At 61.3% G+C, this 19,968-nt stretch carries 15 protein-coding genes and 1 pseudogene; 5 read left to right on the top strand and 11 right to left on the bottom strand.

The features are described 5' to 3' along the window. Positions 1–54: 54 nt before the first annotated feature. Positions 55–720, bottom strand: coding sequence for a PEP-CTERM sorting domain-containing protein (locus tag HZC36_07185; GenBank protein MBI5706759.1), 666 nt, complete (start codon positions 718–720; stop codon positions 55–57). A gap of 257 nt (positions 721–977) precedes the next feature. Between HZC36_07185 and HZC36_07180 the strand changes: the two genes are divergently transcribed. Next, a complete protein-coding gene (locus HZC36_07180) occupies positions 978–2,510 on the top strand; it encodes an endoglucanase A (GenBank protein ID MBI5706758.1) in 1,533 nt (510 codons plus the stop codon). 529 nt (positions 2,511–3,039) lie between these two features. Here HZC36_07180 and HZC36_07175 read toward each other — a convergent pair. From HZC36_07175 to HZC36_07140, 8 genes and pseudogenes are all read right to left on the bottom strand, one after another. Beyond that, a pseudogene (locus HZC36_07175) lies at positions 3,040–3,672 on the bottom strand (6-phosphogluconate dehydrogenase). 47 nt (positions 3,673–3,719) lie between these two features. Beyond that, complete coding sequence (locus HZC36_07170) at positions 3,720–6,266, bottom strand: hypothetical protein (protein ID MBI5706757.1); 2,547 nt, start codon at positions 6,264–6,266, stop codon at positions 3,720–3,722. A gap of 53 nt (positions 6,267–6,319) precedes the next feature. Beyond that, a complete protein-coding gene (locus tag HZC36_07165; protein ID MBI5706756.1) occupies positions 6,320–6,673 on the bottom strand; it encodes an iron-sulfur cluster assembly accessory protein in 354 nt (117 codons plus the stop codon). Then, a complete protein-coding gene (locus tag HZC36_07160) occupies positions 6,666–7,172 on the bottom strand; it encodes an Rrf2 family transcriptional regulator (protein MBI5706755.1) in 507 nt (168 codons plus the stop codon). Before HZC36_07160 ends, HZC36_07165 begins: the two co-directional genes overlap by 8 nt. 96 nt (positions 7,173–7,268) lie before the next feature. After that, positions 7,269–7,637, bottom strand: coding sequence for a DUF59 domain-containing protein (locus tag HZC36_07155; GenBank protein MBI5706754.1), 369 nt, complete (start codon positions 7,635–7,637; stop codon positions 7,269–7,271). Further along, positions 7,637–8,089, bottom strand: a complete 453-nt coding sequence (locus HZC36_07150; protein ID MBI5706753.1) for an SUF system NifU family Fe-S cluster assembly protein — start codon at positions 8,087–8,089, stop codon at positions 7,637–7,639. The genes HZC36_07155 and HZC36_07150 overlap by 1 nt, the downstream gene beginning before the upstream one ends. 249 nt (positions 8,090–8,338) lie before the next feature. Then, positions 8,339–9,559: a cysteine desulfurase gene (locus HZC36_07145; protein MBI5706752.1), complete on the bottom strand. Its 1,221-nt coding sequence runs from the start codon at positions 9,557–9,559 to the stop codon at positions 8,339–8,341. A 99-nt stretch (positions 9,560–9,658) separates the two neighbouring features. After that, complete coding sequence (locus HZC36_07140; GenBank protein MBI5706751.1) at positions 9,659–10,162, bottom strand: hypothetical protein; 504 nt, start codon at positions 10,160–10,162, stop codon at positions 9,659–9,661. A 62-nt stretch (positions 10,163–10,224) separates the two neighbouring features. Here HZC36_07140 and HZC36_07135 point away from each other — a divergent pair, with 62 nt between their 5' ends. From HZC36_07135 to HZC36_07120, 4 genes are all read left to right on the top strand, one after another. Beyond that, positions 10,225–11,838, top strand: coding sequence for an amidohydrolase (locus tag HZC36_07135; GenBank protein MBI5706750.1), 1,614 nt, complete (start codon positions 10,225–10,227; stop codon positions 11,836–11,838). Between the two features lie 21 nt (positions 11,839–11,859). Further along, on the top strand, positions 11,860–13,212 hold the full coding sequence (locus HZC36_07130; GenBank protein ID MBI5706749.1) for a saccharopine dehydrogenase NADP-binding domain-containing protein: 1,353 nt from the start codon (positions 11,860–11,862) through the stop codon (positions 13,210–13,212). Between the two features lie 65 nt (positions 13,213–13,277). Further along, positions 13,278–15,452, top strand: coding sequence for a hypothetical protein (locus HZC36_07125; GenBank protein MBI5706748.1), 2,175 nt, complete (start codon positions 13,278–13,280; stop codon positions 15,450–15,452). A 91-nt stretch (positions 15,453–15,543) separates the two neighbouring features. Continuing rightward, a complete protein-coding gene (locus tag HZC36_07120) occupies positions 15,544–16,710 on the top strand; it encodes an RtcB family protein (protein MBI5706747.1) in 1,167 nt (388 codons plus the stop codon). 167 nt (positions 16,711–16,877) lie between these two features. Here the strand turns inward: HZC36_07120 and HZC36_07115 are convergent, their stop codons facing one another. Together HZC36_07115 and HZC36_07110 are read right to left on the bottom strand one after the other, a co-directional pair. After that, complete coding sequence (locus tag HZC36_07115; GenBank protein ID MBI5706746.1) at positions 16,878–17,501, bottom strand: transposase; 624 nt, start codon at positions 17,499–17,501, stop codon at positions 16,878–16,880. A gap of 156 nt (positions 17,502–17,657) precedes the next feature. Beyond that, complete coding sequence (locus tag HZC36_07110; GenBank protein ID MBI5706745.1) at positions 17,658–19,676, bottom strand: S9 family peptidase; 2,019 nt, start codon at positions 19,674–19,676, stop codon at positions 17,658–17,660. Between the last annotated feature and the right edge of the window lie 292 nt (positions 19,677–19,968).

Genomic DNA, 19,968 nt, shown 5'->3' with positions numbered 1-19,968 from the left:
TAAATGGGCCGCAGCCAGAAGGCTACGGCCCACATCTTGTTGCCCGCCGGCCAGTTACTTGCGCCGCTTGACGGCCAGCAGAGCCAACCCCCCTAGCGCCAGCCAAGAGGCCGGCTCAGGAACGGGGCGTCCCTCGAGCTGAATCGCCAAATCGTCGAACGCCACATGCCAAACGCCTGAGTTCACGTTCTCTTCAAAAGCCGAAGTGTTGTCGTAGGTCGAGGTCGTGATGCACCAGTTCCAATAGCTGCCTTGGGCATCGATGAAGTCGGCGCTGATGGAAATCCAATAGGTGCCCGGGCCAAGCTGCACGGCAGGCAGGCCCGCCGACTGCTGATAAATCGGTGTGCCGGTGATGCTCGTGGAGCCCGTGTCGGTCGCCCCGGTGTTGCCGATGGCCACGGAGCCGTCGAACACCGACCCTCCCACCGCGCTGGCGGTGCCATCGAAGATTTGGATGCGCCACGCGCTCTGGTTGCTGAGGTCCGAAACCGTGAAGTTGTCGGAGTAGCCCCACCAACCGGCGGACGTCAGCACCATCGTCTGCGTGAGGACAAAGCTCTCTGCCTGACGCTCGCTGATGCCATCGCCCGGCGCCGAAAGCGAATAGAAACCGAAGTCGCTGAAATCCGGCTGGCTGAGAATGACATCTGCCGAAGCTGAACCAACGAGTGCTGCAGCCAAAGCGCATGCCGCAAGCGACCTAATACAAAACACCATATCCGTTCCTCCAATCAGAACCGGCGACGCGAGCGCAACTTGCGCGGATCGGCGCTCCGATCACCCAATAGCGATCTCACAAGACAAGCGTCGCTCCAGCCGCGTGGCCAAGCTGCAATTAGTATGCGCCCAAAAGCCTCGGTCCAGGCAATTTCCTTGGCTTTCTGGCGTCAAGACTCGCACAATTGCCGGGATGCCGATACGCCCCGACAGGCGAATCCACTGCCCGATATGGCTCAATGAGGTGAGGCACTTCAATGATCCTGACTCTCCTCCTTGCCCCTGCGGTCCTTTCTCAGACTCCATTGGCCGTCACCATCGACGCAACCCAAAAAACGGCCATCTCGCCCTATATCTATGGCGTGAACTACCCTGAATGGGAGGGTTTCAAGATCGCCATCCCGTTCGCGCGCCAGGGCGGCAACCGGATGTCCGCCTACAACTGGGAGACCAATGCCAGCAACGCGGGCAACGACTTCCGGCACCAAAACGACAACTATATGGGTTCCTCTTACGAGCCCGCTTGGACGCTGAAGACTTTCATGAAAGCCGCTCAGAATCGCGGCGCCACGGTGCTCCTTACGGTGCCGACCCTCGGCTACGTGAGCGCGGACAAACGCGGTGACGGCGACGTCGCGAACACCCCCAACTATTTGGAAACGAGGTTTCTCAGGTCCTATCCCCGAAAGCCGGACGGCAATTTCGAGTTTCCGCCGAACACAGGCGACAAAGCCGTCTATCAAGACGAACTGGTCCGCCACATCGAGAGCGTCAAGTCCCCCAAAACCCCTGTCTGGTATTCGCTCGACAACGAGCCGGACCTCTGGTTCAGCACCCATGCCAGGATTTGCCCCAAGCCGCTGACCTACCAGCAGATCATCGACAACAACGTCGCCTATGCGAGCGCGATCAAGGCGGTCGCGCCGAAGGCCCTGATCTTCGGCCCGGCGAACTACGGCTGGATGGGTTTTAGGAGGTTTCAGGACGCTCCGGACGCTCAAGGGCGGGACTTCCTGGACGTGTATCTGGCCGCGATGAAAGAGGCTGAGCGCAAGGCGGGCAAGCGCCTGCTGGACGTTCTGGACATCCACTGGTACCCCGAGGCCAAGGGCGACGGCGTGCGCATCACCGGTGGCGGCCCCGACAAGCCAGGCACCCCCGTGGCGCGGGTCCAAGCTCCCCGGTCCCTCTGGGACCCCACCTACGTCGAGGACAGTTGGATCACAAAGGACTTCTTGAAGGGCAGGCCGATTGCTCTCCTGCCAGGTGTTCAAGAGCAGATCAGGAAGCAGTATCCGGGTACAAAGCTGGCAATCACGGAATACGATTTCGGCGGCAAAGCGGACATCTCCGGCGCGATCGCCCAAGCCGACGTACTGGGCCTGTTCGGCAAGTACGGTGTGTTTGCAGCGGCGAATTGGGGGTTCAGGCCCGGCGACACAGGCACTTTGGCGGGTTATCGGGCTTTCCTCGACATGGATGGCAGAGGGCGACGCTTTGGCAGTCTCGGACTTGCCGTCAGCGGCGTACCCGTTGAGAAGGCAGCGGTGTATGCCGCTATGGACCCCAAGACCCCGGGTTGGGCTACCTTGGTGGTGATCAACCGCAATTCCTCTCCCCTCGCATTCCAATTTGCGATTAAGGGCTTCGTCGCAAGGAAAGCAATGGCGTCGGCGTACACCGCGCAAGGTCTCGTGGAACCAAAGCCAGTGCAGGCAACGGTCGCGAGGGGCCGAGTCACCTTCACCGCTCCGCCGATGAGTCTCTGCCCGGTGCTGCTGAAAAGCTAGGATCAGACACGCGCTGTTCCTCGCATGGCCATGGCCCGGACGCGGGCACGGAACCCGCGCCTGCCGTCCCCCCTGTCCCCTTGTCCCTCCGTCCCTTTGTCCCTCCGTCCCTTTGTCCCCGTACCTATGCTTCCCCTTCACGAAGACCCACCTTCGATATGCGCCGCTCCTCCCCCAGCGCGGGCATGCGTCCCAAAGGGTGTCCGCCAAACCCTCTCCGCATGAGGGCGATCGCGCGAGCCCAGGCGCGGCGGTCGTCGCGCGAGGCGAAGAGCTGCATGACTGAAGCCGAAATGACCGGAATGGGCACCTCCATCCTGAGGGCGTCCTCGACCAGCCAGTTCACTTCCCCCGTGTCCTCGATGAAGCCGGGAGTGGAGTTGAGAATCCCCTCCCCTTGTCGGGATGCGATAGGGGGAGGGGGTTGGGGGTGGAGGTTCCGGGCGGCCTGGTCGGGGATAGGTCTCCCTCCCCCAACCCCTCCCTCATTTTCGCCTTCGGCAAAAACAAGGGAGGGGGGACCGGACAGCGCCTCGTGCATCAGGTCCACCAGCCAGGACCGGACCACCGAGCCGTTGCGCCAACAGCCCACCACGTCGGCGATCGGAAGATCTTCGGGAAACTGCTCGAGCAGGTCGATCCCCTCGCCGATGGCCTGGAGCATGCCGAACTCGATGCCGTTGTGCACGAGCTTGACGTAGTGGCCGCAGCCGGAGGGTCCGGCATAGACCACCCCGCCGGGAACCGCAAGGTCCCTGAGGATCGGCTCGACGGCGTTGAACGCCGACTTCTCGCCTCCGCACATGAAGCAAGCGCCGTTTCGCGCGCCGGAGAGTCCGCCGCTGGTGCCGAGGTCGAGGAAGCGGATGCCCTTCTTGGCCATGCGGGCCGCCCTGACCTTGGAGTCGCCCCAATAGGAGTTGCCGCCGTCGAGGACGATGTCGCCGAGCTTCAGGTGCTCGGCGAGCTTGGCCAGCTCCTCGTCCACCGCAGGTCCGGCGTGGATGTAGAGGAAGATGATGCGGGGTCCGAGTGAAGGGTCCGACTTGTCCGACAGGTCCGACAGGTCCGAAGCCTCAACCAGCCCGGCCTTCAGCAGTTCCTCAGAAGCCCCCGCCACATCCAGCCCGACGACCCGATGCCCCTTCTCCAAAGCCTGCATCGCCAGGCCGCCGCCGATGCGGCCGAGGCCGATAATCGCGAACGTGCTCACAGCTTATGTTTCCCCGCTTCCAGCTCCTCGCGCTTACCCATCCATCGGAATTCGAACGGGATCGGCGAGTCGATGGTGAAGCGGCCGTCCTCCCACTTGACGCGCAGCTCGCCATCCGGATGGGCGATCTTGGCGTCGAAGCGCCTCAGCGAGCCGGGATGCGGCATGATTCGCGCCTTCTTCCAGCCGGGCGCGGTGCTGGTCACTCCGGCGACGATCTGGAAGAACCCGAGGATGGGGTGCGCGCTCCAGGCGTGGCAGTCCGAGCGCGTGGGTTCGGGGTTCTCGGCGAAGGTGGAGAGGCCGTTTTCGATCATTTCCTTCCAAGGCTGAAGCTCCTGGAGGTAGTCGAAGGGGTAGGGGGCCTTTCTCCCGTCTGACCTGTCCGACTTGTCTGACTTGTCCGACTGGCCCGACCCGGCGATCCCCTCCACCGGCCGCCCGAACATCGCCAGGTGCTTGTAGTAGCTGAAGTAGTAGGTGCACTTGGCGGCGTTGGCCTTGGCGAGGGCCTCGGTGGGCCAGGGATCACTCCCCACAAGGTCGTAATCGTACATCGCATGATGCACGCGGAGGAGTGCCTCAGCATGCTCTGACGGCGCGTTGTCAACACCTTTCTTGGGGTTGTTGGCGAGCGCATTCTCATAGCCGCCGTCGCCGGTCCACCATTGGCTCGTTCGCGGCCAGCTCTGCCAGAACTTGATTCCTCGCCTCTTGGCTTCGCCAACCTCCAGAAATCCCTTGATCCTCTCCGCGGCCGTCGTCGCCATCTCCAGCGTGATCTGGTGCATCAGCGCTTGGGCTCCTCCAGGCGGCACTCCCCAACGCCAAGAGGGAACCCAATCTCCGAATTGCCAGAACTGCCCTGGCTCCTTCGCCATCTTCCTGAATCGGCCCAATATCCTACTCAGAGTCTGGAATGAAACGAAGTCCGGCAGAGCCGAAGGGTCGTCGTATAGCAACTGGTCCCACACCATCATCACCCACCACAGACTGAACGGCGGGATGACCTGGCATTGGCGGCTGGGGTAGCGCGACTGCGTCAGGCCGTTGTCCATCAGCGACCAGCCGAGCGTCTCCACAGCATTTCTCGTCAGCGCCCGGTCGCGGCCCAAGTAGTAGCCGATGAGCGCCTGGATGCGCGTGTCGCCTGCGTATTGGAGCTGCTCATAGTAGGGGCAATCGAAGTAGGTCTCCCCGGCGCACCGCTCGGCGGTGCGGATCGCGACGTCCCAGATCGGCTTGACCGACGGGTCGTCCGCCTCAAACGACGACTCCGCCTTGAGCGGGTAGCCGGTCTCGATCGCGTCGATGGAATAGAGAACCACCCCGCTCTGGGAGTGCGCTCTTTGGGAGTGCGCGAGCTTGCTCGCGCTTTCTCCATCACCGTCAGATCCCTTATCGTCCAAAGCGCGAGCAAGCTCGCGCACTCCCAAAGAAACCTCGATCTTCAGGTACCGATAGGTCCGCCACCAGAGCGGTTCAAAAACCTCCGACCAGCCTTTCACAAGGAACTTATCTTGATACCCTCGGCTTTCCTTGCCCTCAACCTCGTTGCGATTACCCTTCGACCCATCGGGCGCCCATAGCCCCTCGTCGTAGGTCAGGGTGACCTCCGCATCGCCCTCGCAGGAAAGGAAGAGCCTGGGGTAGGCGGTGAGCAGTTCGCCATAGTCCAGCAGCAGGGGACGATCGGGGGTCAGAACCAGCTTCCTGTCTTGCCCCATCTTATCCGGGCCCCAAAGTGGTTCCCCATCCTTGAACTCACCTCCCTCAACGTCTCCTGCAAACCCGCGCCGGACCCTGGGGGCCTCGACGCGCTGCTCATACTTCATCGGAGGAAGGCTCCGCGGGATCAGCATCCAGGGCGTGCCGCCGCCGTTCGCGCCGCGGTCTTGGGCATGGTGGATGACATGGGGCTTTTTCCAATCCAGCCCTTTTCCGGGCTCCTTGGGCGCGAGATTCGTGAGCTTGGGCGTTTCGTAGCCCGATTGGATGATCTCGCCGGGTCCGACGTCGATGTAATACTCGCCGACTCCAGCGTGCATCATGTCGAAGCTCCAACCATCGATCCGATAGACCTCCCAACCGTCCGGCGTGGAGATATCGAGCGTGCTGCGCTTACCGCTTTCCGGTTCGGGGAGCGGCGCTTCCGGCGTGATCGGGTCTTTGCCCTTCTCGGAAAGGGTTGAGGCGTCGGCCTCCAGTACGAAAGCCGTGCGCACCGTGTGCTGCGCCATCGGCGCCCAGCGCCCGAAATTCCAAACGAGCGCCGCGATCCAGTTCTCGCCCTTTCTCAGAAACGGCGCCAGGTCATACGTCTCATAGAACCAATGCAGCTCGTCGCCGCGCTGCGGCCCAAAGCCGACGAGCTCGCCGTTGACGTAGAGCTTGTAGCGCTGATCGGCAGAGACGCGGATCAGATAGCTTTGGGGCGCCTTCGCCAGGTCGAGTCGGCGACGAAAGGCGAACACGCCGAGGTCCTCTCTGGGGTCTTTGTGATAGCCGATCCAATTGGCGTTCCAAGTCCGCGCTTCGGGCATAGACTTAGGTTCGCTGGAAGTGGGGATTGGTCCTGCCGGCCAGGCCCGGCGGCCTACCTCGGCATGAAGCTGGTCCCGCAGCCACAGCTTCGCGCCGCGTTGGGGTTTTCAAACTTGAATCCGCCCCCGATCAGGTTGCCCGTGTAAACGAGCGTCGAACCCTCGAGGAACTTCGCGGATTTTGGGTCGCACACGATACGAATTCCGTCCCAATCCGCTTCAAGGTCGCTCGCGCGCTTGGCGCTCTCAAGCTTGAGCACATACTCAAACCCCGAGCAGCCGCCCCCCTTCACCCCGATGCGCAGAAACACGTCCGGCCGGCCGTCACGGGTCAAGACGCGGCGCAGATGAGGGATCGCTGCGGGCGAGACGGCGACGGGAAACGAAGGCAACGCGGCCTCAGACATTGATCTTGCGCTCGGCCAGCCGGCCCTCGAAGACGGGCTTTCTCGGCCTGCAGTTGGGCTTGATCTTGAGAGGCGATACGCGAGGCTCGCGCGAGAGCAGTTGGGCCAGGGTCACGTTCATCAGCACGTTGTCCACCGCTTCCTGAAGCCGGTACCAAAGCTCGCCGATGTAGCAGCAATTCTCGTGGATGCACATCGAGCTCAGGCCGCTGTGGCGCTCGCAAAAGCCCTTTTCATAAATGCGCCCACCGAGGCACCCCAGGACGTTGCCGATCACGATCTCCTCAGCCGGCATGCCCAACGTGTAGCCGCCCGTGTGGCCGCGAGTGCTCTTGACGAAGCCTCCCTTCCGGAGGATCATGAGCAGCTTGGCGACGTGGGGTTCGCTCAGGCTCTCCATTTTCGCGAGCTTCGGGATGGTCAGATCATGATCCGCGTTGTTTCGCGCGATCGCAACCAGACATCGCAGACCGTATTCCTCTTGGGTACTAAACTTCAACGGAGCCGACTCCTGAGAGACCGCATTGGGTCTCTATACTTAATTCTACGTAATGATGGACGTCATAGCGGCAACGAATTGCGTTTCGCTAGCGGATCAAAGCAGGCCGAGCATCAGTTTGACTTCGTCCGAGACGCGATCGAGCGTGAAAGGCGGGTCCCAGGTGAGCTCGACCCAGGCCGACCGAACCCTTGGTATGAGCCGGACGCGGTCCTCGACCTCCTGGGGCAGGATGTCGGCCACGGGGCAGTTGGGGGTGGTGAGCGTCATCACGACATGCACCTCGGCTTTGTCGCTCACGTTGACCTCGTAAATCAGTCCAAGGTCGTACACATTCACCGGGATCTCGGGGTCGAAGACGGTGCGCAGCATGTCGATGACCTCGTTTTCGAGCAAGGTCTTCTCGATGGGGTTGAGGGTCTTGGCCCCTGTGTCGGAAGTTGGAGGAGGAATGGGCTCGGGCATTATTCGGTGCTCACCTCTCTTTCGCCTGAGAGCGCGGCGTGCATGGCGTGCCAGGCCAGCGTCGCACACTTGACCCTGACAGGAAACTCCCAGACTCCGCCCAGCGCCATGAGCTCGGGATGGTCCTCACTCACGGACTCCAGGGCGCCGGGGTCCTCGGTCATGCCTTTGTGAAAGCTCTCGAAGAGCTTCTCGGCCTCTTCTACCTTGAGGCCCTTCACCGCGTCGGTCATTAACGAAGCCGACGCCGTGGATATCGCGCAGCCTATACCATCAAACATGACGTCTTCGATGATTCCGTCCTTGACTTCAAGATACACCGTGACCCGATCCCCGCAGAGGGGGTTCACGCCGGCAGCCTGGCTCGTGGGCTGCACCATGGCGCCCTTGTTCCTTGGCCTTTTGTTATGGTCAAGGATCACTTCTTGGTACAGATCGCGTAGGTCGGACATGTCGATTTCGGATTTCGGATTGCGGATTCCTTGTTTAGTGGTGCGGATCCCTGTTTTCTGAATCTCTGATTCAGATTTTTGTTCTCAAAAGTGAGATCGGGGGAGAGGAGGGGCGACCGGAGTCGGGCGAAAGAGAAACGAAGGGCTTCTCGGATGAAATGGCTGTGAGACACCCGGAACTTTGGAATGATTGGCCCAATCTCCAATCCCCGATCCCCAAATGCCCCAATGCCCTAAGGCCCAGATTCCTTACAGAAACACCTCCTTCACCTTTCTGATCCCCGCCACAAGGACCTCCATTTCCTCCTTCGTCGAATACATCCCGAGCGAAGCTCGAACTGTAGCCGCCAGCCCCAAACGATCCATCAGCGGCTGAGCACAATGATGGCCCGCGCGCACAGCGATACCCTCCGTATCCAGCACCGTTCCAACGTCGTGCGGATGAACCCCATCGATCACGAATGAGAGAATCCCGCAGCGATCCGGCGCGTTGCCGACGATCCGAACGCCCTCGACTTCGCCTACCAGGCCGCGGCCGTATTCGAGCACCTCGTGTTCATGGGCCACGATGTTTTCGCGGCCGAGTCCAAGCACATACTCAGCGGCCGCCCCCAATCCGATGAACTCTGCAATGGGAGGGGTCCCGGCCTCAAACTTGGCCGGCGGCTCGGCGTAAGTGGTCTTTTCGAATGTGACCGTGTGGATCATGCTGCCGCCGCCCTGATAGGGCGGGATGGCCCTGAGCAGATCCAGCTTGCCATAGAGCACTCCAACTCCGGTGGGTCCATACATCTTATGGCCAGAAATCGCATAGAAATCGGCATCGAGCGCTTGAACGTCGATCGGCATGTGCGGGCCCGCCTGAGCGCCATCCACCACAATGATCGCTCCGGCCCGATGGGCCCGCGTGGCGATCTCCTTGACAGGATTGATCGTTCCCAGAGCGTTGCTGACGTGGTTCACCGCGACGACGGCCGTCGGGCGCCGAAGCAGCCGGTCGAGCGCTTCGAGATCCAGAACTCCCGCATCGTCGATGGGGATCGGACGCACTACGGCGCCGGAACGCTGAGCCGCCATCTGCCAGGGAACGATGTTGCTGTGGTGCTCCAGCGTGGACACCAAGATCTGGTCTCCCGGCTTAATTTGGGCGGATCCGTAGCTCGACGCAACCAGGTTCAGTGCTTCGGTGCAGCCCTTGGTAACGACGATCTCATCGGCGCTCCTAGCGTTCACAAAGCCCTGAAGGGAACGCCTGGCCCCCTCGAAGGCATCGGTGGCCCTTGCCGCCAGGGCATGCACCCCACGATGGACGCTGGCGTTATAAGTGCTGTAATAGCGTTCGACAGCCCCGATGACGCAGCTTGGGCGCTGCGCCGTGGCAGCACTGTCCAGATACACCAGCGGCCTGTCGCGAACCTCCTGATCGAGGCACGGGAAATCCGATCGAACGCGCCGAACGTCGTACTCCAAATGGGTCGAGAGAGCAGTATGAGGCAAGGTTCTCCTGCCCGCGGGGCTTCACGGGCTCACTTATGTATACGCGCCAGTCAAGAATCCGTCCCCTCGAAACTACCTTCGGTCGACGGCTTGCCTTGCACACCATAGCATGAGCGCGAGCCATTCGTCACGCTGCCTCTCGACTAGCGCCTCAAGCCCCTCGGGATTCGCGGCTTCCACCTGATCCACAAACGAGAACGGATCATAACGGTCTAGCAGGGTTCGGAACGGGTGGTTCAGGCACTGGCGCCACCAGTACTTGCTGTTCCAGAAGTCGCCTTCCCTTCGGTGCATGATCGCATGCCACGCCGCGCCGGTCGGGCCCGGTATGCCTTGGCTGATCGAATGGCTGACATGAAGGGCGTCGAGATAGAGCCAGATTCCCGCTTGGATCGCTGGACTCGAAGCGGCCGGCTCTGTCGCCAAGAATTCGCGCGCAGCGACGCTCGCCCGTCCTTCTTGGGGCGTTTGGGGGAACAGGTCGGGCATCGCCGACTCCAGCGGCAGAGCGCGAAGCAAATCGCCAATGCCCGGCAAAACCTTGAGCAACTCAGCCTTGGCATGCCGACGATCCATCTCCTGTCATTTTGAAGGTCTTTGAGGAGGGAACGATAGTCCCGGAAGGGTAGAACACGCACATGGTCGCCTTCCTCCTCGCCGTCGCCCTCGCAGCACCGGCGGATATCGTCATTGAAAACGCTCAGATTTGGAGCGATGGCCTTCCCGCGATGGCTCCTTTTGCGGCAATCCGTGGCGGTACTTTCGTCTATGTCGGCCCCAAAAGCGCGGCCTACATTGGGCGCAAAACCCGGCGCATCGACGCAAGGGGCCGAACTGTCCTTCCCGGGCTGATCGACTCCCATACGCACATGCTGGGAGGGGGAACCAGTTTGGCTCAGTTGGACCTTCGCCCGGCAAAGGACAAGGCGGACTTCATCGCCCGGATCGAGGCCTATGCCAAGACGCTTCGCCCGAGCCAGTGGGTCGAGGGCGGTGGCTGGTCGGTGGAAAGCTGGCCCGTCAGAGAGGACCCAAGGAAGGAATGGGTGGACTCCGCAAGTGGCGGGCGGCCGGTCTGGCTTGAGCGAATGGATGGCCATTCGGGGCTGGCGAATTCCGCCGCCCTCAAGCTCGCCGGCATCACCAAAGAAGGACCGAAGGACCCTCCGGGCGGCAGGATCGTACGGGACCCCGCCACCGGCGAACCCACGGGCATCCTAGTGGACACCGCTGCGAGCCTTGTGGCGAAGTTCATCCCCGCACCCTCGAAAGAGGACAACTTGGCGGCCCTAAAGAGGGCGATGGGCGAGGCGAACCGCTACGGCGTGACCGCCGTGAGCGACATTCCTTCGCTCTCTGACCTGGACGTCTACGAGCGGCTCGCCAAAGGGCCAATGTCTGTCCGGTTCTCTCTTTACCCTACGGTCGGCTCGGTCGCTTCAGGGGCAAATCGGATGAAGGCGTTCGCGGGCAAGTCGGGCTGGATGAAGGTTGGTGGGTTCAAGGCGTATATGGACGGCTCGCTGGGTTCGCGCAGCGCCTACATGCACGAGCCTTTCGCCGACAACCTTCCCGGACAAGAGGCCAACCGGGGCCTCCCGCGCGCCGGAATGACCGACGGCGCCTTCGAATCGAATTGCCGGGCAGCCCAGCAGAGCGGCTTTCAGACGATCTGCCACGCCATCGGCGACGAAGCCAATCACCAACTCTTGAATATTCTGGAAAGAGCTTATGGTCCAAAGCTCCGCGACGCAAGATGCCGCGACGAGCACACCCAGCACCTGCTCCCCACCGACATCCCCAGGTTCGGAAAGCTCGGCGTGATCGCGAGCATGCAGCCCTTTCATAAAGCCGACGACGCCCGCTATGCCGAGCAGCGCATCGGCCTTGAGCGAAGCAAGTCCAGCTATGCCTTCAAGTCGCTTCTCGATTCGGGCGCCGTGCTCGCTTTTGGGTCTGACTGGCCGGTCGTCTCGATCAACCCGTTTCTGGGGGTAGAAGCGGCAGTCACGGGCAAGACCCTCGACGGCAGGTTCTGGATGACTCAGGAGAACCTGACGGTCGCGGAGGCGCTTCGCAGCTACACCAGCCGGGCAGCCTATGCCATGTTTATGGAGAATGAAATCGGCAAAATCGCTCCGGGCTTTCGCGCCGATTTCATCGTGCTCAACCAGTCGCCTTTTGCTCCCAATCCCAACTGGTCCGAAATCCGGCCCGTAGAGGTCTGGGTCGAGGGCAAGCGGGTCCGTTAGTTCGGCGAGCACAATACTCTCGTGCCGTTCACCTACGCCATCCTCGGTTCTGGAGTCCAAGGGCTCGCCGCCGCCTATGACCTCGCCCTGCACGGTGACGCCGGGGAGATTCGCTTGGCAGACGCGTCGCTGAAATCCGCGGAGTCTGCGGCCGAGCGGCTTCGGGCACTTGCCGGCACGGACCTCTTCGCCTGCTTCGACGTCGACGTGCACGCGCCGGAGTCTATGGCAAGGTTGCTTGATGGCGTGGACGTCTGCCTTTCCTGCATCCCCTACCATCTTCATCCGCTGGCTGCCGAGGCCGCCTTGAAGGCGGGCTGCAGCCTGGTCGATATGGGAGGCGATACCGAGGACGCGCTCAGGACCCTAGCGCGTGACGACGAGGCTAAGCGCCGAGGTATCTCGATCGTCACCGATGGCGGGGTCGCGCCGGGCCTGATCAATCTCCTGGCGGTCCACCTGATCTCGCAGTTCCAAGAGCCCGAAGAGGCCAAGCTCTACTGCGGAGGCCTCCCGCTCGACCCCAAACCGCCGTTTCACTACGCGCTGGCGTTCAACGTCGAGGGCCTAATCAGCGAGTACGCCGACAAGGCGTTCGGGGTGACGGATGGCCAGGCGGTCGAAATGGAGTCGCTCACGGACCTGGAGGAGCTCGATTGGCCCGGTCTCGGCAAGATGGAGGCCTCGACCACCAGCGGCGGCACGGGTACCGCGCCGTTCCTCTTCGGTGAGCATCCGACCCTCCACGGCGCTGAAGCAGACGGAGGGCGGGCTTTAGCCCGCCTTTTAAGGGAAGCGGGCTTCAGCACGCGGCCGCTGAAGACTTACGAGTACCGCACTCTCAGGTTTCCCGGCCACTGGGAGAAGATGAAGCTGTTTCGCGACCTCGGGTTCTGGGGGATCGATGAAGTGGAGGTCGAAGGTCGGCCCGTCAAGCCGAGAGCACTCTTTGAATATCTGATCGGCTCCTTCCTCTCTGAGCCGGGATACAAGGATCAGTTGCTGCTCCGGGTCGAAGTCAGCGGCAGAGGGGCCAAGGGACAGGGGGACATGACACCCGTAGCCGCAGGCTTTAGCCTGCGCTCTGAGAAGGGACAAGGGGACAGGGAGACGGAGGGACAAAGGGATGGAGAGACCGAACGGAAGGCTTTGTTGCGGCTGGACCTTCACGAGCGCTACGACGAGGCCACAGGACTGACGGCAATGCAGCGCATGACCGGCTTTCCGGTCGCGATCTGCGCGATCGAGATGGCCCACGGCCGGGTGCGCAAAGGCTGCACGCCGTTTGAACTCAGCATCCCGGGTAAGGCGATGATCAACGCGTTGAAACACCGTGAGATTAACGTCCAATCGCAGACCATCAAACCGGACTGATTTGTAAGATTCATAGCCCTCATAGAGTTGTATGATGGAGAGCGGGAGTGTGCTCGAACTCCGAGATGATCGCAAGCCTTTTCTCAATCTTGGTTCTCACGGTTGCCGCATCGCAACAAGGACCGACGCCTTTTTCCGCAAAGCCCATTACATTGGAGATTCGGGGCAAACTCCTTGGACCTGCTCTCGAGCAGCTCTCCGAGGCCACCGGGCTCAAGCTCTTGCCCTCGCCGAAGCTCGCCGGTGAGCCGGTGATTCTAAGGGTTCACCAGAAGCCCACATCCGAAGTGCTCTCGCTCCTGGCCCGTGTGCTCGAGGCGGAGTGGCGCTCCGAGCCAGCAGGATGGCGGTTGGTCAGGACCCTCGAACTCGAAAGAGAGTGCGATCGAAGGCGCGATGCCATCCAGGCAGGCAAGATCGCCAAGTTCCAAGAGGACTTGCGGGCGGCGCTGGATAAGCTGCCCACTTTCGACCAGAGCGCTGCGGCTTCACTCAAGAGCTCATTGGAAGCTCTCACTCAATCCGCATTGACAAATGATGACTCCGCGCTGGCCCTCCAAAACCGTCGAGACGCGCTGCACTTCCAAAGTCCGCTGATTTGGCTCTGCCGGTCACTCCTTGCAAACATTGATCCGATTCAGATCGCCTCGTTGCGTCCGTACAGCCGCATTGTTTTCGCCGAACGACAGAATCCCATACAGACTGCTATGCCGAAGGAGCTTCGCCCTTTCCTGATAGAGTTTTACTCTATGTGGGAACGATGGGTCGAGGCCATCCGGCCGGTCTCAGAGTTCTATGTTAGCCAAGGTATGAAGCCCGAAAATCTGGGACTGCCCAGGCTAGTACAAACACCTAATGCCAAGTTGCTCTTCACGATCAACCGGCCCGACTACTACAATTCGGGCTATGCCGAAGCCCTGCTGGTGAACAACGAGGGAGCAGTGCTGGAGAGGGCCTTAGTCAACATCTCCGGCGTCAATCCTCCCGCCCTAAACCGGGCCAAGGACCCTTCAGAATCGCCAAGCGTTGAGCCTATTGAGGTTTCGCTTCTTGGCCAGGAGTGTGTGAAGGTTGGAGAATCGAGACGGAACAGCGCACCCGCCTTTGCCTACAAAAGCCTGTCACCAGGTCTCAGACAGCTATTGAGTCAACCCGAAACACGGGATTTGGCGGAGGCGCTCATGTCCGACTTGATACTCGGTAGAGCCAAGGCAGACAGAATCGATGTGATTGCTGCGCCGAGCTGGCAGGCTCCATTGCTGTCGCCATACACCCTTGCAAGGGGGCCCATGTCAGCCGAAGGCTTTGACCGTCAACTCGGAACTCGGTGGTTTGCGATCCAGACCCGGCCCCAGCCGAACTGGCTCCTCATCGAGCCAGTCGCACCGCAGACCAATTACCGTGAGGGTGGTCTTCGCCGGACACTCGGCCCCATTGCGCGCAAAGTGATTGACGGCGGCAGGCCAAGCTTGGACGAACTGGCCGCCTATGCTGTGACGAACCAGAGCTGGGGCTCGATCGCGCACCTTACCTCCCTAGTGTCGTTCATCGAAGCCTGGGCCGACTTTGAAATCCCCCATGGTTTCGAGCTTGACTTCTTAAAGCTGCACGGAACGCTGACTCCGATGCAACACGGAGATTTGGGGTCGGGGGCGCAGCTCCCGCTTTCGGCCATTCAGTCTTCAGCTCGCGAATTGGTAGGCCACTATGCGCTCCAGTCTGGCTCCAACCTCAGGCGAGGAACGCCGAATTCCAAGGCTCAGACCAAGACCAATCCGAACAAAGACGCGCCGGAACCGTTCGAGCGCATCCAGTACTACGAACCAAGCGAGGTCTTCCGGGCTGGCATCCCACCGACCTCGCTCCTGAGCCGCACCTCGAAGGAAGTCTTCGAGTTCGACCTTTGCTCTAGGCGGAAGGTAAATGGTCTGGGAAACCGAACCTCGCAGGATCTCGCCTGGGAAGTACTGAACCCGAGCCGTCAGTTCGAATACATCAACTACGAGCCCGGCGACTCGATGATACGTGCCCGACGCTGGCGAGAATACACCTACCTCGTCGAGTTTGGCTCCGATTTCTATGTTGAAGTCTCTCTGAAGGACGTCGTCGAGGCCACTCCCTGGGTGGGCATATGGGAACAACTTCCGGCCCGGTATGTAAGGGCCATCCGCGCCGCGATCGAGGAAGAGAAGAAGCGCCCGAGGGGCGTTGAGGTCGGCGGCACGATTCCCCCAAAGTGAAAGCGCCCACGAAACTTCTCTGCCGAAAGCGCGTCCAAATTCCTTGCGCCCAATGGATGGGTGTTTCGGGATGGGTTCAGGAGAAGAACCAATGAAGATCATCGACAACGTTCCTGTTTGGGGCGTGCCGATCGACCAGGATGCGCTCAGGCAGATTCAGCGCTGCGCGCAAGGGGCTTTCGGCGCTGCCCTCATGGCAGACCACCACGTCGGCTACTCGATGCCGATCGGTGGCGTCATCGCCTATGTGGAGGCGGTCAGCCCGTCGGGTGTCGGCTACGACATCGCGTGCGGCAACAAGGCCGTGCGCCTCGACGTGCCTGCCGACGAAGCCCGAAAGAACATCGGAACGATCATGAACGACGTCTGGGCGAACCTCGAGTTCGGCATCGGACGGCGCAACCTGACTCCAGTTGAGCACGAGCTCTTCGACGACCCGGCGTGGAAGCTCTACCCGGCCAAAGAGAAGAAGCAGATGGCCCAGAACCAGCTGGGCACCGTCGGGAGCGGAAACCACTATGTGGACCTTCTTGTGGACGAGCAGGACAGGGTTTGGTGCGGCGTGCACTTCGGTTCGCGCGGTATCGGGCACACCATCGCCAAGCACTTCATGGAGGCCGGCGGCGGGTCGGACGGCATGCACGTCGATCCGGTCGTGTTTTCAGTCAAGTCCGCGCTTGGCGAGGACTACCTGGAGCAGATGCGCCTGGCGGGTCTCTACGCCTACGCGGGGCGCGACTGGGTGTGCGCGCAGGTGGCGAGGATCCTCGGCGCGAACGTGCTCGAGGAGGTCCACAACCACCACAACTTCGCTTGGAAGGAGCTGCATGGCGGCTATGAGGTGTGGGTGGTCCGCAAGGGCGCCACGCCCGCCTTTCCAGGACAGAAGGGGTTCGTGGGCGGCTCGATGGGCGATATCTCCGTGATCCTGGAAGGGGTCGAATCGGAGGATTCCCAGAAGGCGCTCTACTCGACCGTGCACGGCGCGGGGCGCGTGATGTCGCGCACCCAAGCCGCAGGCAAGAAGCGCAAGGGCGTTCGCTCCGGCGGACTCATCTCTCGCGAGATGATGGACGACTGGGTGCGCAAGGCCGGAGTCGAGCTGCGCGGCGCGGGGACCGATGAGTCACCCCACTGCTACAAGCGCCTCCCCGAGGTGCTTGCGCAGCACGAAGGCACGGTGCGCGTGCTCCACACGCTCACGCCCATCGGCGTGGCGATGGCCGGGGAAAACGAGTTCGATCCATATAAGGATTGAGACTCGGGCCCTTTGCTTAGCAACGATGTTCCCAGAGAAACAACCATCGACCGAAACCCAGCCGATGTAGCCCACCTCACGTAGCCCAGCCCATGTAGCCCAGGCGTCTCGCCTGGGCAATTTCACCACCTGACCGTAAGCCTCACCACAACATGATCTAAGCTTTGTCAGGTCGCGTCCAAGCTAGGAAAGACCCATTCCCAATTCGAGAGACCCGCTTTGCGCGGGTTCTCGGCAACGTACCGGACAAATCGCTGAAGGGCGGCCGGGGTGCGGACGATGTGGTCAAAGCTCTCTGGCTCCCAAAGCCTGCCCGACCTTCCGAGCGTCGCGTTAATTTTGTGCGCCGAGTAGGACTTCCAAGAATGGGTGAGTCTGTCCAAGGTTAGGTCAGGCTCAAGGGAGACCACGGCATGTACGTGATTCGGCATCACAGCGCAAGCGTAGAGATGATGCCCGGACCCCTCTCCAAAGTGAAGTGCTTCCCAGACGATTTGTGAAGCTCCAGGCGTCTTCAAGATACAGTTTCCGTAGCCTGCGTCCAGGTGTTTCTCGACGTATCGGAGGAGTTCGCGCTCCGCTCGTGAGATGTCTTCGGCTGTACCGATCTTTCGGACCCGATCGAGGATCTGTTTGTACTCTTTAGCGCGCTCTTGTACTTCTTTCGGCATGGAGTCGGCCAGACGAAAGGTGATGAAATACACGACGCCGTCAGCCTCCCAATGAGGAAGCTTGCGTCGGCGCTTCGCCGGGCCTTCTATTGAAAAGTTCAAGTATCTGGGCTCAGACACGAATTAGGATTCTGACGCTCGCGAAGGGGCTCCTGCACGGTCGCACCGAAAGGGAAGGAGTAAGCTATACGATGCCTCGACGAAGTTACCCAGGCGAGACGCCTGGGCTACATGGGTTGGAACCCCCTTCCTATGCTTCACTTGGGCTCGTAGTCCCTACTTAAGCCACTTCTCCCACCAGCTCAGAATCTCTCCGAGGCGGTGCAGGCGCAGGTCTGGCGGGCCGTTGCGCGACATGCCGTGGAACGTGCTCTGCGGGTACCGCACGAACCTCGACGGCACCCCCTCTGCCTGCAACGCGTTGAACACCTGCTCACCCTGCTCTACATTGCACCGAAGGTCGCCCTCCGAGTGGATGATGAGCATCGGCGTCTTCACCTTCTTGAAGAATGCCAGCGGCGACTGCGCCCACAGCGGCTCGATGTCCTTGATATCGCCATAGGCGATCCCTCGGAAGTAGGAGTTTTTGTTGATCGGGAAGTCGCTGTTTCCCGCCATGCTGACCAGGTTCGAGACGCACCGGTCCGTGATCGCCGCCTTGTAGGCCTTGCTGTGGCCGACCGCCCAGTTGGTCATATAGCCGCCATAGCTGCCGCCCATGATGCCGATGCGGCCCGGGTCCACCTGCGGCAGCGAACCCATGTGCTTGGTGACCGCCTGGATATCGTCCCAGTCCTTTTTGCCCCAATCGCCTCGGATCGCGTCGCAGAACCCTTCGCCATAGCCCTTCGAACCGCGCGGGTTCGAATACACCACGACGTAGCCGTTCGCCGCGAGAAGCTGAAATTCATGGAAGAACGCCCAGCCGTACTGGGCGTGCGGCCCGCCATGAACCTCAAGCACTGCAGCAGCCTTCTTCTTCGCGGAGGCTCCCGGCGGGTTCATCACCCAACCGTGGACCTTGGCCTTGTGGGTCGAGTCCACCCAGAAGTCCTTGGGCTCAGCCAGCGCCACCTCGTCGTGAAACTTCTGGTTGAACTTCGTAAGAACCTTCGGCGAAGCAGGGTGGGTGTCGAGATCGTAGACGGCCGCCTCGTTCAGGTGCAGCGCGTCGCCCCAGAGGCAGGCCACCTTCGAGCCGTCTTTGGATACGTTGCCCACCGTCACTGAGTGCTTGCCCTTGGTCAGCACCTCCACGCCACCCTTGGCCAGGGGCACCATCCCCAGTTGTTGCTCGCCATGCCAGCCCACCTGGACATAGAGCGCCTGGCCATCGGGCGCCCATTCAAGCACGGCGTCGAACCCGGCTTCCTTCGTGTCGCTGAGGGTTGCCGCGCTCAAGCAGTAGTCGGTGTTGTCGGTCAGGCACCTTGGCGCTCCGCCCTTCGGTGAGACGACGAAGATTTTGGTGTTGCGCACCCCCCAAGGGTCGTCTTCATGATCATCCCCGGCATAGGCAATCCAGTTGCCATCTGGGCTCCAGCGAACTGAGGATTTCGGACCTTTGGGCAGACCCTTGAGCTGCGACGACTTGCCGTCGAGCGTGACGACGAATATCTGATCGTTATCGGGCTTGAAGAGCGGCTTGTTCTCGAAGGCGTGGGCCACCGCGAGCGACTTGGAGTCCGGCGACCAGTCGAAGCTATACATGCCAAGGTCGCCACCTGAATAGAGCTTCTTGACCTTTCCGCCCGAGACCTCGACCGTGTAAAGGGCGTGCCTTTGGCCCAAAAAATAGCCGTCGCCATCGAGGCGGTACCAGGCGTCGTCACACGTGCGGGGCGGGGTCGAGAGCCCCTTCGCCTCGCGCTCTTTCTTGGCCTTGTCGGTCCAGTCGGGGTGGGTCTCGCGGAACGTGAAGGCAATGCGCTTGCCGTCGGGGCTCCAGCGGAACTCTCCGAGCGAGCCCTCGGGCAGATCCGTCAGCTTACGCGCCTCGCCGCCGTGCACCGGCAGCAGATAGATCTGCGCGCCCGGCTTGTCCCTTCCCCCAATGAAGGCGATCTGGCTGCCGTCCGGGCTGAAACGGCCGTGGCCCGCGCCTGATTCACCCTGGGTCCACTGTTGAACGTGGCCACCCAGATCCACCGAGAACAGGTTCGTCACGTAGTTGTTCTTCTTCCCCACATGCTTCTTCGAGAAGAGGAGCATTCGGCCGTCCGGGCTGATCTGCGGGTCGCCGAGGTACTGGATCTTGAGCAGGTCATCCGCTCTGATGGGCCGCTTTTTCGCCATGCATGAAGGTTACCGCCTGGCCCTTCTGCCGGGTTTCCGCCGGCGGCCAATTGCGGCACGGATCATGAATTGAGCTTGACTGGAAACACCTTGCGAACCAAAGCGCAAGTGCATTGCTTGGATCGCTCTGCGGCTCCAGTAGTGGAGGCAGGCCCAAAAATCGAGAGGAGAGGCATAAGCCGGGTAGCTCCCGGCTTTTTGCTGTTTGGGGGAGAGGACAAGGAGACAAAGGGACCGAGGGACTCCCTCTCCACACGCACGGCAGAAAGCCCCCACCTCGCCCCTTTGGGGA

This window comes from Armatimonadota bacterium, assembly GCA_016223145.1.
Taxonomy (GTDB): domain Bacteria; phylum Armatimonadota; class Fimbriimonadia; order Fimbriimonadales; family Fimbriimonadaceae; genus Nitrosymbiomonas.
The sequence above is the reverse complement of the archived record's forward strand: the minus strand, read 5'-3'. Positions and strand labels throughout refer to the sequence as shown.